We start from the raw sequence: 15,634 nt of genomic DNA on the forward strand, positions 1-15,634 counted from the left end.
CTATTACTCTAAGTTAATTACTAAAATTCTATATATTTATTATTCATTAACAGCTTCTACTTGATTGTAGCAAATGCTTAAAGCTCCTTTTGGACATCTAGTTACACATAATCCACAACCAAAGCACTTATCCACATCTATATTTAATTTATCTGTAACTTCTAGAGCTTCATATACACAGCTTGTTACACATTGTTTACATTTGATACACTTATTATCATCTACAACTGGAGCTACTGCATGAGTTCTAAACCCTCTAGCTGCCATTTTCTTATGAGTTAATCCTTTGATTTCATTAACATCAGCATATCCATTTTCATCTAAGAAATCATTTAATTCTTTAGCAATTTTTCCATATATAGAAGGCCCTTTAAGGATTGCTTCTGTACATACTTGAACAGCACTTGCTCCTGCCATCATCATTTCAGCTACATCTTTTCCACAAGTTATTCCACCAACACCTATAATTGGTATATTTACAACTTGAGAAGCTTCATATATACATCTTATTGCAAGTGGTCTTATTGGAGCTCCTGATAGCCATCCATATCCAGCTTTACTTCCCATTATAGGGTATCCTGTGTTTACATCTATTGCCATACATGGTCCAAATGAGTTTATCATTACAAGTCCGTCTGCTCCTGCTTCTTCAACAGCTTTTGCAATAGTTTGAATATCAGTATGAGGACTCATTTTCATAAATACTGGTACATCTAAAACAGCTTTTGCAGCTTTTAAAGCATTTACTATTGGAGCAACGTCTGTACCTACATAATGAGTAGATAATTCAACTGCATCTGCATAAGGTTTTACTAAAGGTGCAACCTCAGCTATTTGTTCTGCTGAATATCCCATACTTACTATTACTGGAAGACCTGCTGCTTTTACTTTTTTGTATTCTTCTTCTATCCATTGTTCTTTTGGAAGCTCTGACCATAATTCTGTGTTTAAGAAACCACTGTTAGTTTTTGCCATACATGGTCTTGGTACATCTGCTGGTAATACAGATATAGTTTTTGTACATATAGCTCCTGCTCCACCTTTTGCTGCCTCTTGACAGAGATCACCATCTTTTGCTCCAGGACCTGCCGCTGTCATAACTGGATTTAAGAATTCCATTCCATATAAATTAACTTTTAAATTAGCCATATTATTATCTCTCCCTTAATTAAATATATTTTTTTAATATTTAGCTTAGATACTCTTTTGTCTATGTTGCTTTTCGTTTATTTCATCTTATTTTGCTTCTTCAGTCTTAGGAGTTTTTTCCTTTTTTGAACCTAATTCATTGAAGAATATATTTAAAAGTACTGCTGATAAACTTCCTGTTGTTATTCCACTGTGAAATATCGTTTGCACCCAAGTTGGAAAATTATGATAGAAATCAGGATTTGTCAGTGGTATCATAGATAACCCAACACTAACTGCTACTATCACTCCATTTTTAGTTCCATCAAATTTTACTTTACTTAGAGTTTTTACTCCTCCAACCATTACCATTCCAAACATTGCAAATCCTACTCCTCCAAGAACAGGCTTAGGTATTGCTCCTATTATGGCTGCAAACTTTGGTAAGAAACCAAGCACTAGCAATATTACCCCTGCATAAACTGCAATAAATCTTGATTTTATACCTGTAAGCCCAACAATTCCTGTATTTTGACCAAATGGAGTTATTGGGAATGAATTGAATATCCCAGATAAAGCTGTAGATATTCCATCTCCAAATAGACCTCTTTTAATATTTTTACCAGTTACCTCTTTGTCTACCATCTCGTGAATAGCTATCATATTACCAACTGATTCTGTCATAAGTACTAACATAATTAAGCATAATGATAATATTGCAGATGGTTCAAATCTAGGCATTCCAAATTTTAAAGGCACATTTAGATTAAGCCATCCAACACCATTTACTGCACTAAAATCAGCCATTCCAACTGCCATAGAAAGTAATGTACCAAGTACTATACCTACCAATATCGCTGTACTATTCCAAATTCCTTTTAAGAATTTAAATGAAAGTAAAGTTATTGCCAATACTGCTAAAGCTAATGCTAATGAGTTTGGTTCAACCGCTTCCAATTTGTTGTCAGTTATCCACTTTATCCCAACTGGGAATAGTGAAATACCTATTACCATAACAACTGTTCCAGTAACTACACTAGGGAAAAATCTTATCAGTTTTTCAAATACTGGAGCAAGTAATATACAAAACAGTCCAGCTACTATTACAGAGCCAAATACTGTCTGTATTGCAACTTGAGAATCACTATATGATGAGGCTATTGCTGTCATACCTGCCACAGCGGCAAAACTAGTTCCTTCGATTACTGGTATTTTAGCGCCTACAATATTTCCTATACCAACACTTTGTATGAGTGTTCCTATACCTGCCATAAACAAGCAAGCATTTATTAAAAAAACAATACTAGCATGATCTAGTCGTGCAGCACTTCCTATCATCATAGGAACTGCTACCGCTCCTGCACACATTGCTAAAACGTGCTGTAGTGAAAATACCCAAGATTTGGATACAGGTAACCTTTCATCTACTGGAGCTATTTTAGGGCTTTCATTTTGAGACATGTTGGGTCTCCCTTCTATATTTAGTTTAATATTCTATTCCATATATTTTTTATCTATATACTTCATTTAAATTCTACTTTTGTCTAAGCTCTATTTTTAACAGTTAAATTCTTGTTTCTTACTTGTATGTTAATATCAATTATTTAGATTCTACTCCATAGATTTTGACTTAGTTCTCTACTCTTAGCTAGAATACTTTCTTCATCAATGTTTACTAATTTTCTGTCTTTCATAAGTACTTTTCCATTTATAATAGTTGTGTCCACGCTTCTTCCACTCATTCCAAATATGATGTGTCCCCCTATTGTGTTTTCTGTCAATGGAGTATGTGGTATATAATCAACTACTATAACATCTGCATAAGCTCCTTTTTTAAGTATGCCTAGGTCATTTTTATAATAAGCTTTTGCTATTTTTTTATTGTTATCAAATAACATTGTTTGTGATTCTCCAAATCCAACTCTTGGGTCACTCAAGTGGTGTTTATGAATTATATTAGCAACTTTTAACGATTCAAACATATCACTAGTGTATCCATCAGTTCCTAGACCTACTGTAACATCTCTTTTTAGTAATTCTATTGCAGGAGAACATCCAACTGCATTTCCCATATTAGATTCTGGATTATGAACTACAAATGTATTTGTTTTATTTAAAAGATTGATTTCATCTGTGCTTATATATATACAATGAACTGCTATAGTTTTTTCTTTTAGCACACCAAAATCATTAAATCTTTCTAAAACTCTTTTTCCATATTTATCTACATTGTATTGTAAGTCTGCTAATCCTTCAGCAACATGTACATGATAACCTGTATCAAGACCAGCCATTTCTGAAGCACACTTATTTAATGTATCATCAGACAATGTAAATGCAGCATGAAGACCAAACATTCCCTTTATCATGTCTGTATCATCTTTTTGAGCATATTTTATGAAGTTTACATTTTCATCGATACCTTGTTGTATTGTATCTCCACCATCTCTATCAGATACCTCATAACAAAGACAGGTTCTTATTCCCAAATCTTTTGCAACATCTGATATTGTAAATAAACTACCTTCAATTGCATTTGGACTTGCATGATGGTCATAAACTGTTGTGACACCATTTTTTATACATTCTATATAAGTTGCATATGCACTGTATTTTGTATCTTCTAGTGTAAGTTGTTTATCAAGTCTCCACCATAAATTGTTTAATATTTCTAAAAAATTTTCAGATGGTTTACCTGGAACTGCCATACCTCTAGCAAATGAACTGTATATATGCATATGTGAATTTATTAGACCAGGCATGATTATCTTCTTGCCTGCATCTATAAATTCATGTACTGGATATTTCGCTTTCATTTCCTCAGTAGTACCTATATCTTCAATCAGATTGTCATTTATTACAACACATCCATCTTCCATATAGGGATTTAAAGAATCTTGGCTTATTAGCCTCCCATTCCCCACTAAAATCATAAATTTATTCCTCCTTAAAGCTAAGATTTAATTTTTAAGTACTTTTCCTGCTTTAATTTTATTGTATTTTCCTTCTTCAACAACACAATTTCCATTTATAATTACATAATCTATACCTGTAGGATATTGCATAGAATTGATAAAATCATCACATCCACTAACTGTATCCTTGTCAAATATAACTATGTCTGCAAAATATCCTTCTTTTAGTTCCCCTCTATCTTTTATACTAAAGCTTACTGCTGCTTTTTTAGTCATTTTGTAAACAGCTTCTTCAACTGTTAGTACATTTAATTCTCTAACATATCTTCCTAGTATTTTAGGGAAAGAACCATATGCTCTTGGATGTGGCTTACCTGCTAAAAGACCATCTGTACATACATTTTGTTCGTCTCTTTTCATAAAACCTATTATATGTTCTTCTAATCCATAGAAATCTACCATTCCAACTGCATTTTCTTCTTCTTTCAATAAATCAAACGTTGCATCTAATGGGTCTTTGCCTCTCATCTTTCCAATTTCTAGTAGGCTTTTACCAATTGTATCTTGATTTTTTTCTGTCTTTACACTTGTTACAAAGATTTGGTCTATTCCAGCAAATTCTATAAAGTTATCCCAACCTTCGATTCCATTTGCTATATCTTTTTTCATTTTCGCTCTTTCGTTTTCATCACTTAATCTTTCTATTAATTTATCAGTTCCTCCTGAATGTGCCCATGGAGGTAAAACTACTCCAAGCATTGTACTTCCAGCTGCATAAGGATATTGGTCAAATGATACTCTTATACCTTCTTTTTCTGCTTTTTCTAAAAGTTCTATAACTTGAGGTATATACTTCCAATTTGATTTACCACAAACCTTGAAGTGTGAGAAGTGAACTTTTACTCCTGATTGTTTTCCAATTTCTATAATTTCTTCCATTGATGTTAAAATCGTATCTGCTTCACTTCTTTGATGAACTACAAATACTCCATCGTATTTTGCTACTACTTTACACATCTCTATAATTTCTTCTGTCAATGAATACGCACAAGGTATATATATAAGTCCAGTTGACAATCCTATAGCTCCTGCCTTTAATTCTCTTTCTGTGATTTCACACATCTTTTGAATTTCCTCTTTAGTGGCAGGTCTATCTTCAAGTCCCATTGCTTCCATTCTTACGTTTCCATGAGGTACTAAATAAGTTTCATTTAATCCTACCCCATTTTCGTCCATCATTTTCAAATAATTTTCTGTTGTTTCATATTTCCAATCAATTTCATCACTTTCACCATCTAGGCCTGCTAAATTTTTTCTCCAAGAAGATATATGCTCTTGAGGTAGAGGGGCCATAGATATTCCATCTTGGCCCAACACTTCTGTTGTGATTCCCTGTCTAATCTTTACCTCATTATATGGATTAACTAAAATCACTAGGTCTGAATGGCTATGAGTATCTATGAAACCTGGACATATAACTCTACCTTTTGCATCTATAACTTTGTCAGCTTCTTCGTTTAAATCCTGTGATATTTTTAATATTTTTTCGTTTTCTATTAAAATATCCCCTTCATATGCTGGTGTTTTATTGCCATCTACTATAAGCCCATGTTTTATTAAAGTTCTCACAAAACCATCTCCTAATTATTTTTTATAAACTGATTTTAATATACCATAATATCCTTCTGCACCTTTGAATAATTGGTCTAATTCTATATGTTCATCTATTGTATGAGCAAGATTTTCTCTAGAAGGACCAAATCCTATAGTTCTTATTCCAGCCTCACCTGCATAATGGCTTCCATTTGTACAGAATGAGTATTGAGTTATTTCTGAATCTATTCCAGCTTCTTTTAATCCTTTGTATGCTGCTTGAACAAATTCATCATCTTCATCATATAACCAACCTGGGAAGAATCTTTCACTTTCTATAGTATTTCCTGTATAACAGTCAGCTTTTTCAGATGCATAAGAAACTTTTGCATTTAGCTCTGAGTCTTCTTTCATCATTTCATCTAATAATGCTTGTATTGGAGCTAATACTCCTTCTTTTGTTTCTCCAACCAATAATCTTCTATCAAAAGTTGCTTTACAATAATCTGGCACTACTGATGCTCCTGGGTATGGAGAAGATTTTATATCTGTTAAAACTAGTATTCCATCACCTAACACTGGATGAGTTGGAGGTACTAATTGTTGTATTCTTTGAATTACATTAGCCATTTTATAAACTGCATTTATACCTTTTTCAGGATTAGCAGAGTGAGCTGGTTTACCAAAAGTTTCTACAACTATTTCTCCTCTACCTCTTTGACCAATCTTTAAGTTTAATTCTGAAGACTCTCCTATTACAACATAATCAGGTTTAACAGCTTTACTTATTTCTCTAGCTGAAACTCCTTCAAATATTTCTTCATGAACAACTCCTGCTACATATAGTTCACCTTCGAAGTCTTTATTAGTATCTTCTGCAAAGTATGAAACAGCCGCCATCATAGCACTTACTTGACCCTTCATATCAGAAGTTCCTCTACCGTATATTTTACCATCTACTATTCTTGCTTCAAAAGGAGGAACACTCCATTTACTCGCATCTGGAACTGGAACTGTATCTATATGACCATCAAATAATATTTTTTTACCTGGTTTATTTCCTTTTATACATCCTACTATATTTCCATATCTATCTCTTGACCAGCTGTCAAAACCTAATAAAGCAAAATTTTCTTCAATTGCCTTTACTACATTTTCTTCTTGACCTGAATAACTAGCATTTCTTATTAAATCTTGGCAAACTTCAGTTAATTGTTTTTTTCTTATTTCATTTAACATTTTGATATTCCCCCATATAATTCTTAATTTTTATTTATTGGCATTTTGATTTTTCATTTATAATATTTAACTTATTTGATTTGTTAGCACTTTACTTTTATTTATCTTGAACACTCTATTTGCTTTGGCATTCTCCATTCCAAACTATATCTTTATATTTGTTTGGGTCAGTATCTCCTTCTGTACTTATTAATAACACTTTAGAGTTTTCATCTAGTTTTAAAGCTTCTCTTAAATCTTTTAAATCTTCACTTTCAAGTATTGAAACTAATGCTCCAGTTGTAACTGCTCCAGATTCTCCAGAGATTACTTTTTCATCTCCTCTTAGAGGATTTCCTAAAACTCTCATACCTTTAGCAGAAACCCAGTCTGGTGCTGAAACAAATGCTGATGAATAATTTTTTAATACTTCAAATCCTATAGTATTTGGTTCTCCACAAGCAAGACCTGCCATTATAGTTGGCATATCTCCACCTACAAATCTTGGTTTTCCATCTCCTGCTTCTGCTGATTTATAGTAACAATCTGCCTCATCAGCTTCTACTACTACTGTTATTGGGCATTCATCATATATTGAAGCAACATATCCTTGAACTGCACCAGCAAGCGAACCAACTCCTGCTTGCACAAATACATGCGTTGGTCTATCTACTCCATATTCTTTTAATTGTTCTATAGCTTCTTTAGCCATAGTTCCATATCCTTGCATTATCCATGCTGGTATCTCTTCATATCCGTCCCATGCTGTATCTTGAACCATTACTCCATGGTCATCAGCTTCTGCATATTCATTAGCTAATCTTACAGCATCATCATAGTTTAAGTCTGTTATACTAGCATCTGCACCTTCTCCTTTGATTTTATTTAATCTAAATTCAGAAGAACCTTTTGGCATTAATACAACAGATTTTTGACCTAATTTATTAGCTGTCCAAGCAACTCCTCTACCATGATTTCCATCTGTAGCTGTAAAGAAAGTTATTTCTCCTAATTGGTCTTTTATTTCTTTTGAAATTAATTTTTCATATCCTAACTCTGATATATCTTTATTTAATCTTTGAGCTAAGTATCTACCCATAGAGTAAGAACCACCCAAAACTTTAAATGCATTTAATCCAAATCTGTAAGATTCATCTTTTACATATATTCCGCTAACCCCTAATAATTTTGCTAAGTTATCTAATTTAACTAAAGGAGTTTTTTCGTATTGTGGAAAACTCTCATGAAATGCTTTAGCTTTTGCAATTTCTTCATCCTTTAAAAATTCAATTCCTTTTTCTTTTTCCTCTGCTTTAGGTAAGTTATTTAATTTCCATTTTATTTCTCTCATTTATTTTATATTCCCCTTTCAAATTTTTCGATGTCATTATTAATTTTTTATCTTTGTGTCTTTATACAAAGCAATTACTGTGCCAATATTATTTATTCTAAAAACAATTTTTTTATGTTGGAATTACATACTTTTTTCAAATTTATTTAAATTCTGTAAAATCTGAGTGTGAAAAATAAGATTTATAAAAGAAAAAATTCTCATATTGGGAAATTTTTATCAATACGAGAATTATCATTTCGAGAAACCGTTTCTTTATTTTTATTTACCTACAAATCACATTACAATACATTTAAAACTATTTTTTATGTCTAATTTATTGTTGTTCCTCTTCTAGCTTTCTATATAATGTAGCTAAACCTATCCCTAAATCTTTTGCTATTTTCTTTTTTGTCTTTGTATCTCTTCCATATTTATTTAACAACTTATGTATGTAAGTTAACTCCAATTCTTTAATTGAAAGTATTTTTTCTTGGTTTTCTACTATTCCATCAACTATATCATCTTCAAACTTTATTACCTCATTATTACTCTTAAAACTATTTCCTTTAATATTATAATAGTTCAAAATATCTAATGGAAGCATATCTTTATAGATTATTCCATCTTCTCCAACTAAATTCATCATATATTCAACTGCGTTTTCTAATTCTCTTATATTTCCCGGCCAATTATAATTAATCAACATATTCATCACATTTTTTTCTATTTGATTCAATTTTATATCTAATTCTAAAGAATACTTGGAAACAAATTTCATCATTATAGCTTCAATATCATCTTTTCTTTCCCTAAGAGGTGGTAAATTTATAGGAATTACATTTAACCTATAGTACAAATCATCTCTAAACTTGCCTTCATTCACTAACTTAAGTAAATTTTTATTTGTTGCAGCAATTACTCTTATATCTAAATCTATAAGTTTATTTGAACCAATCCTTGCAAATTTTCTTTCCTGCAAAACTCTAAGTAACTTCGCTTGTAAAGGCATAGATAAGTCCCCCATTTCATCAAGGAATATGACCCCTTCATTTGCAAGTTCAAACTTACCAACCTTACCTCCACTACTAGCTCCACTAAATGCACCTTTTATATAGCCAAATAACTCACTTTCAAGAAGGTTTTCTGGAATAGCAGCACAGTTTATAGCAATAAATGGCTTATTCCATCTACTTCCTTCAGCATGTATAGCTCTAGCAATTAACTCTTTACCTGTACCACTTTCACCAGTTATAAGAACTGTTGAATTTGACTTTGCTAATTTCTTAGTTCTCTCTTTAACTTTCACCATTGATTCTGAGTTACCAATTATAGACTCTATATCACTATTTCCCCATCCACTGTTGACTTTTCCATGTCCTTTATGGTTTATATATGTCTTATCAAATATGATTATCTTGTCATATTGATTTATATATGGATATACAGGAATTATTTTGGCATTTATATTATAAATTTTGTTATCAATATCAATTTCTAGTAATTCATGCCCATTTGAAGAAGATTCAACAGATATTATTTTTACTGTATTTTCTATTATATCTTTTCCAATATCTAATTTTTTCAAAGCAATATTGTTTATATAAGATATTTTGCTATTTATATCTAATATAATGACACCTTTTTCAACATTTTCAATTATTTCTATCATCATATTCATTTTTCTACTGCTACTTTTTGACACTTCATGTTCTTCTATCTTCATAGAAATTAAATCGCATATATGATTGACAAACTTCAAATAATTATCTATTTTTGCACTTATTTCTACTTTTTTGGTTTTATCTGTACTAATAGCACCAATTACCCCTATAGTACGATTATTATATTTTATTGGGACTGCTATTATTACTTTATTTAGGCATTTCATGTAATGGGAACATTCTATACAAAGCTGATTATCACATATATCTAATACGACTAATTCCTGACCTGTCTGTATAACTTTATCATAAAGAAAACCTTCAGTAACAACGCTTTCATTTATTTTTGATTTATACAGACCTGTGCCACTAATTCTTATTAATCTATCATCAACTATTTCAATATCTACATCTAACACACTAGCTACTGTTTCAGTGTATTTTATCATTTCCTGTTGAAATTCCTTTAATTTACTTACCATAGTTTCCCCCATTAGAATTTAATTTACCAAATTATCAGTTTAACTATATTTTAACATATAGTTAATTTTTAAAATATATATAAAACATTACTTATTTATATATTTACATTGAAATACATAATAATAATTATAAAAAGATTGTTTTATATTAGGATTACTTTAATTATAATACACAAATAATAAAATACAAAAAAGCTTTCCTCCTATAACAAATATATTTTTGGCACAAAAATATATGTTATATAAGAAAAGCTCAATAGTTAAATATTTAGATAGATTTTTATATAGACTTTTTTAATATAAACTTTTTAATTGTAGACTTTTTTTATTAGTTTTTAATTTTCATTAGTTTTGTCATTGGTTTTATTATAATACTGCCATTGCTTCAATTTCTAAAACTGCATCTTTTGGTAATTGAGCAACTTGTACACATGATCTTGCTGGTGGATTTTCTTTAAAATATGTAGCATACACTTCGTTAATATCATTAAAATCCTTTAAATCTTTTACGAAAACTGTAGTTTTAAATACTTTATCCATAGTTGTACCAGCTTGTTCTAGTATTGCTTTTACATTGTCTAAAGAAGCTTTTGTTGCTTCTTTTGGGTCAGATACTAACTCGCCTGTCTTCATGTCTATTGGAAGTTGACCTGATGTAGAAACTATATTTCCAACTTGTATCGCTTGAGAATATGGTCCAATTGCTCCTGGAGCTTTCTCTGTAGCTATTACTACTTTTGACATGATTTCACCTCCTATTATTAAGTTATATTTACAGGAAAATAAAATTTCCTAAACACCAATATTAATATGAACCTTTAGACAAGTAATCAAATCCAAAGTTTCAAATAATCAATACTCAGATTATTATATTTATTTGTGTTCATGTTAATATTTATTAAAGCAATTAGCATGCCAATTTCCTTTTATTTATAAAACTTTCTATATATGTTTAAAATAGCTGTATTTCAATATTTTTATAGCTATATCCTAATAGTCTTATAAAAAAAATTAGAAATTGATTTTTTATAATGCAAATTTTTTTCTCATATCTGGAATTTTACCAACTTGAGAATTCTTGTTTTGAGAATTTTCAAATTTTGAATCCTTCTAAGATTTTAAGTTATCAACCTATAATGTATGAAAGAACTATGGTTGACAATCCTACTGCTACAAATAGCAACACTTTAATCCAAATCTTATTTACTTTTGTTATCATCGAACCTATTGAAAATATAATAGCCAAGTATAATAGTAACCAAAAAATTATCAATATACCATTACTGTTGCTGAAAACCTACAAAACTATTTTTTGATAGCACCATTTATTTTATAAGATATACGTTTATTTTATAAAATATAAACAAAATATAAAATTAAGTATTCCAACAACTTTCTCCTTTCGTATTTTTTGAATCTTTTATAGAATTGTATCATGCTTAAGTGAATTTTCATACTATTAAGTATTTTTCTCTACAAAGCAATGTCTCTCATTTCATGCCCAATAAAGTAAGATTGTAGCCATTCTATTGATTTTGATAAATTGATTGACTATACTATTATTAGTTTTTACTTGTATATAAAATTGTTATTTATATCCAAATTTATTACTTATATAGGGGGGTTTTAATTATGAACAAAAGTCCATTAACAGCAGAAACAACAGAAGAAATGCTAAAAGTACTAAGTGGGAAAGATTATAGTATTGCTTATGATTTGCATGAACTTGGTCAATCACTAGATTGCAAGATTGAACCACGAACAGGAGCCCGTTCTTACCGTATACTATATTCAACTAAAAAACCAAAACGTAGTCTATTTACCATTGAATGTAATGATAAAAAGTGGAGAGTTAAAGCAAACCTTTATAATCTAGATACATATAGAGATACTGTAGAAGAATGTTCTAAAACTATTAAAGATAGTATTACAAAAACTCGTACTTGTAAAAAATGTAATCCAAAGTGTATTGGTGGCTCTTCATTTGAATTAGATGGTAAGTCTTATTTGACTTGTGTAGGAAGTGGGCATTATTTTGCTAATATGGAAGAAACTGATTGGAAAAATTTAAAAAAGTTAATTATTAAAGAAAATGGCATTATGCAGGAATCTGTTTAATACACTACTAGCTACTAAAACAACTACTTTTATCATCTATGTTAAATATTATGTCAATTCTACAATAATCTAAATATAGTATCTTAAACTTCTTTATTAGTTTTTTGTATTATTATATTCAGCTGTATTTATAAAAAAATAAATCCTATTATAAGGATTTATTTTTTTACATTATTTAGTTATTATTTTTCTGGCTGAGTGGTTGTAGGAGGTATAGGGATTTTATAATAATACACAGTTTCTTTTCCTATAACTTCAGAACCAAGCTTTTCCCATTTACTTCCTCCATATGTAGATTCTATCTGAGAAATATCTGAATCTAGTGATGTAGCAATAATACCTTGTTGAGCTCTAAATATATCTTTTTTCTTATCGTCAATGCCAGATTTAAAACTCAATCTTCCTGTATCTAATGTTAATAAATTTATATTTTTATGATAGTCTCTCAAGTTAACTCCATTAATAATTTCTGGAACAGATGAGTTAATAAATACATAATCATTAGAGTTGTTTTGTAATCTTAAATTTCCACCTCCCTCTTTTGCTTTTATTATATAATCATAGGCATCTATTTCACATTTCAATGTAGACTTTACAATATAAGTAGTTTTAAATACATAAACTTTATGCTTATATTCCAGTCCATCATCCCAATTATCTTTATTATCACTAACTAAATTAACATAACAATTTGAAAACTGTGATCCATAAAATAAGGAGTATGCATCCTCTTTTCTATCTTCCATCTTTAAATAAGTATCATAATCTGTATTATAATAATATTGACCACATCTTCTTATAATCCCAGATATGGAAGTATTAATCATTGTTTCAAATGCAAAACCACAATGTCCACATTGATCAATAGTAATATTATTAATTTTATAACTTCCACCGCCCTTACTTCTAAGGCCTACTTCTTGTATTTTCTCGATTTTTATGTTATTTAGACTAGCTCCTACCTTAATTTGCATACCATTTTTACATTCAGATATTCTACTATTAGAAATAATTATATCATTTCCTGTATCAATACCTAATCCACAAGATGAAACTGTAATGTCATTTACAATTGAATAGTAAGGAATTTGAATTCCTGTACCTGAGAAACCAGTTATATAAAGATTTTCATAATGACCCAGGCCTTTAGCATCAGTAGTACATGTAATAGCTGATACCTTCTCCATTTCTTTATTATTCTCATTTTTATTAAGAACCATTTCATAATGATAATGTGGATTCCCTTTTGTTGGTGGTTCATCACGAACAATTATCTTACAACTGTCAGAATAAAAACTTATATTTTTAATACATTGTTTTCTTCCTGTCAATGTAATAATACTCATATTAGGAACTCCATGAGTTATAAATTGTGTAGCAGATGTTGATGAATCAGAATCTCCATGCAAGGTTACTTCTTTATCAATTGTAATACCCGTTTTAAATAAGTATTTACCTTTTGGGAAATATAAAACACAAGACTTAAATCCTACTTTATTAATAATCTTCTGTATAAAAGGTCCCACATCTTCTGAACCATCGTTTTTAATATCAGGCTCGCTTTCTAATACGTTAATCCATTTTTTCTTTTTAATTTCTTCCATAATATTATCTATTCCTTTCTTTTTTACTTAATATTAAAATATTATTTACTTTTAGTATTAAACGAATTTTTATAGTTACCAGTTTGACTATATAAAACTTATTAAAACTAATATCTATACCATCTTCTCTATCACTTTATAATAGTATATAGGTGTTTCAAATATCTTGTTTTGACTAATTCTTTCCAATTTTACTTTATATTGCCCAGAAACTGAATTGATATCACTAACTGATGTTGATATAATATCATTTACCTGTGGTCTATACATCTTAATATTATCATTTATATATATATCATAATTTTTTATCTTTATTTTATCATTATGATCTTCTTCAGACATACCAATTCCATTAATACTACCTATTTTTCCATTATAAAATATAACAGTTTGTTCTTTATTATTGTATATTAGGTTTCCTTTTTCTGACTCAACAACCATATCAGTAGCATCTACAGGACATCTTAATAATACATTCTTGGTTTCAAGCGCATTTATAATGTATATCTTATGTTTCTTAAATTTCGTATTTCCATCCTTATCAATTATCTGAGATCCCTTATCATTCCAATAATCTCCATTATCATTTGAGATTGTTATATTGGTTGACTCCATTGAATTTCCATAAAATAAAGAATATGCTTCCTTAACTCTATTGTCTAACTTTAAATAATCATCATAATTAAAATTAAAATAGAATTGCCCACATCTTGAGATATTTCCTGATATTTGAGTATTAGATATTGAATCAAACTTAAATCCACAATATCCACATTGGTCAATTGTAACATTTGTAACAAAGTTTAACCCTTTACCAATATTGTCAATAGCAACTCTACCAACTTCTTCTACTCTCATACCATTAATAAAAGTTCCTGTAGAAATTTCCATTCCATAATCACATCCCCAAGCCTTTCCATTAGTAATTATTGAATTTTCTCCTGTACTAATACCATGATTACATGAAAAAACAGTAATATCGTTTACTGTAGAATTATTAGATATCTTAAGTGCAGTTCCACCGAAACCACCAAAGTCTACATTTTCATAATGGCCAGACCCTTCTGATACATCATCACATACAATTGCTGATATATATTTTCCTTCGTGTGTGAATTCTAGCTTATGATGAAATCCTGGTTCACCATTTGGTGGAGGTGCATCATCTTTTTCAGATACCTCCACACTATCGCAGTTATTTGATTGGAAAGAAATACTTTTAATACAATGCTTTACTCCCTTTACAGTTATCATTGTAAAACTTTCCATTGTGCCATCTTCTACCTCTTTTTTATCAAATTTACCAGAAAATTGTGTTGTTCCTGAATAAAAAAATTCATTATTTGGAGTATTTGACCTAAAATATGCATCTCCACATAGTGTTAATCGTTTGTTAATCTCTATACCACTTGTAAATAAGTACTTCCCTTCTGGAAAATATATAATAGAGTCTTCTGGTGCAGCATTTATAATTTCTTGCACCCTAGAACTTACATCTTTTGTTTCATCATTAAAAACTCCATAATCTAAAACATTAATCCTTCCATCTGTTTCTTTAATTATTATAGGTTCTCCCATAATT

The 15,634-nt window shown here is 29.9% G+C and carries 11 protein-coding genes; 1 reads left to right on the plus strand and 10 read right to left on the minus strand.

What is annotated here, in order from left to right; all coding sequences use genetic code 11:
• Window positions 1-39 precede the first annotated feature (39 nt).
• The 8 genes from KGF48_RS06480 to KGF48_RS06515 form a co-directional block, all read right to left on the minus strand.
• Window positions 40-1,149, minus strand: a complete 1,110-nt coding sequence (locus tag KGF48_RS06480; protein WP_227433768.1) for a 4Fe-4S binding protein — start codon at window positions 1,147-1,149, stop codon at window positions 40-42.
• An 87-nt stretch (window positions 1,150-1,236) separates the two neighbouring features.
• Complete coding sequence (locus KGF48_RS06485) at window positions 1,237-2,589, minus strand: nucleobase:cation symporter-2 family protein (protein WP_227828385.1); 1,353 nt, start codon at window positions 2,587-2,589, stop codon at window positions 1,237-1,239.
• Window positions 2,590-2,732: 143 nt separating this feature from the next.
• Complete coding sequence (gene ssnA, locus KGF48_RS06490) at window positions 2,733-4,061, minus strand: putative aminohydrolase SsnA (protein ID WP_227839632.1); 1,329 nt, start codon at window positions 4,059-4,061, stop codon at window positions 2,733-2,735.
• Window positions 4,062-4,088: 27 nt separating this feature from the next.
• Window positions 4,089-5,672 carry an N-acyl-D-amino-acid deacylase family protein gene (locus tag KGF48_RS06495; RefSeq protein WP_227828383.1) on the minus strand — a complete coding sequence of 528 codons (1,584 nt, stop codon included), beginning with the start codon at window positions 5,670-5,672 and terminating at the stop codon, window positions 4,089-4,091.
• A 15-nt stretch (window positions 5,673-5,687) separates the two neighbouring features.
• Entirely contained in the window at window positions 5,688-6,875 is a 1,188-nt protein-coding gene (locus tag KGF48_RS06500) for a YgeY family selenium metabolism-linked hydrolase (RefSeq protein ID WP_227839631.1), read from the minus strand.
• 115 nt (window positions 6,876-6,990) lie between these two features.
• Window positions 6,991-8,205, minus strand: coding sequence for a diaminopropionate ammonia-lyase (gene dpaL / locus KGF48_RS06505; RefSeq protein WP_227839630.1), 1,215 nt, complete (start codon window positions 8,203-8,205; stop codon window positions 6,991-6,993).
• A gap of 316 nt (window positions 8,206-8,521) precedes the next feature.
• The gene (locus tag KGF48_RS06510) at window positions 8,522-10,330 is read right to left on the minus strand and encodes a sigma 54-interacting transcriptional regulator (RefSeq protein WP_227828380.1); all 1,809 of its coding nucleotides are present in this window, start codon (window positions 10,328-10,330) and stop codon (window positions 8,522-8,524) included.
• Between the two features lie 366 nt (window positions 10,331-10,696).
• Window positions 10,697-11,074: a RidA family protein gene (locus KGF48_RS06515; protein ID WP_227433761.1), complete on the minus strand. Its 378-nt coding sequence runs from the start codon at window positions 11,072-11,074 to the stop codon at window positions 10,697-10,699.
• An 888-nt stretch (window positions 11,075-11,962) separates the two neighbouring features.
• Here KGF48_RS06515 and KGF48_RS06520 point away from each other — a divergent pair.
• Complete coding sequence (locus tag KGF48_RS06520) at window positions 11,963-12,448, plus strand: hypothetical protein (RefSeq protein WP_227839629.1); 486 nt, start codon at window positions 11,963-11,965, stop codon at window positions 12,446-12,448.
• Between the two features lie 182 nt (window positions 12,449-12,630).
• Here KGF48_RS06520 and KGF48_RS06525 read toward each other — a convergent pair whose 3' ends face one another.
• Both KGF48_RS06525 and KGF48_RS06530 read right to left on the minus strand, forming a co-directional pair.
• The gene (locus tag KGF48_RS06525; protein WP_227839628.1) at window positions 12,631-14,052 is read right to left on the minus strand and encodes a glycoside hydrolase family 55 protein; all 1,422 of its coding nucleotides are present in this window, start codon (window positions 14,050-14,052) and stop codon (window positions 12,631-12,633) included.
• A 114-nt stretch (window positions 14,053-14,166) separates the two neighbouring features.
• Window positions 14,167-15,630 carry a glycoside hydrolase family 55 protein gene (locus tag KGF48_RS06530; RefSeq protein ID WP_227839627.1) on the minus strand — a complete coding sequence of 488 codons (1,464 nt, stop codon included), beginning with the start codon at window positions 15,628-15,630 and terminating at the stop codon, window positions 14,167-14,169.
• Window positions 15,631-15,634 lie beyond the last annotated feature (4 nt).

Origin of the sequence: Clostridioides sp. ZZV15-6388, from assembly GCF_020657755.1 — a bacterium.
Lineage (GTDB): Bacteria > Bacillota > Clostridia > Peptostreptococcales > Peptostreptococcaceae > Clostridioides.

Excerpts from the sequence above, each read along its gene's own strand:
- KGF48_RS06480 (WP_227433768.1), bottom strand. The coding sequence starts at position 1,149 with ATGGCTAATTTAAAAGTTAATTTATATGGAATGGAATTCTTAAATCCA.
- KGF48_RS06485 (WP_227828385.1), bottom strand. The coding sequence starts at position 2,589 with ATGTCTCAAAATGAAAGCCCTAAAATAGCTCCAGTAGATGAAAGGTTA.
- ssnA (WP_227839632.1), bottom strand. The coding sequence starts at position 4,061 with ATGATTTTAGTGGGGAATGGGAGGCTAATAAGCCAAGATTCTTTAAAT.
- KGF48_RS06500 (WP_227839631.1), bottom strand. The coding sequence starts at position 6,875 with ATGTTAAATGAAATAAGAAAAAAACAATTAACTGAAGTTTGCCAAGAT.
- dpaL (WP_227839630.1), bottom strand. The coding sequence starts at position 8,205 with ATGAGAGAAATAAAATGGAAATTAAATAACTTACCTAAAGCAGAGGAA.
- KGF48_RS06510 (WP_227828380.1), bottom strand. The coding sequence starts at position 10,330 with ATGGTAAGTAAATTAAAGGAATTTCAACAGGAAATGATAAAATACACT.
- KGF48_RS06515 (WP_227433761.1), bottom strand. The coding sequence starts at position 11,074 with ATGTCAAAAGTAGTAATAGCTACAGAGAAAGCTCCAGGAGCAATTGGA.
- KGF48_RS06520 (WP_227839629.1), top strand. The coding sequence starts at position 11,963 with ATGAACAAAAGTCCATTAACAGCAGAAACAACAGAAGAAATGCTAAAA.
- KGF48_RS06525 (WP_227839628.1), bottom strand. The coding sequence starts at position 14,052 with ATGGAAGAAATTAAAAAGAAAAAATGGATTAACGTATTAGAAAGCGAG.
- KGF48_RS06530 (WP_227839627.1), bottom strand. The coding sequence starts at position 15,630 with ATGGGAGAACCTATAATAATTAAAGAAACAGATGGAAGGATTAATGTT.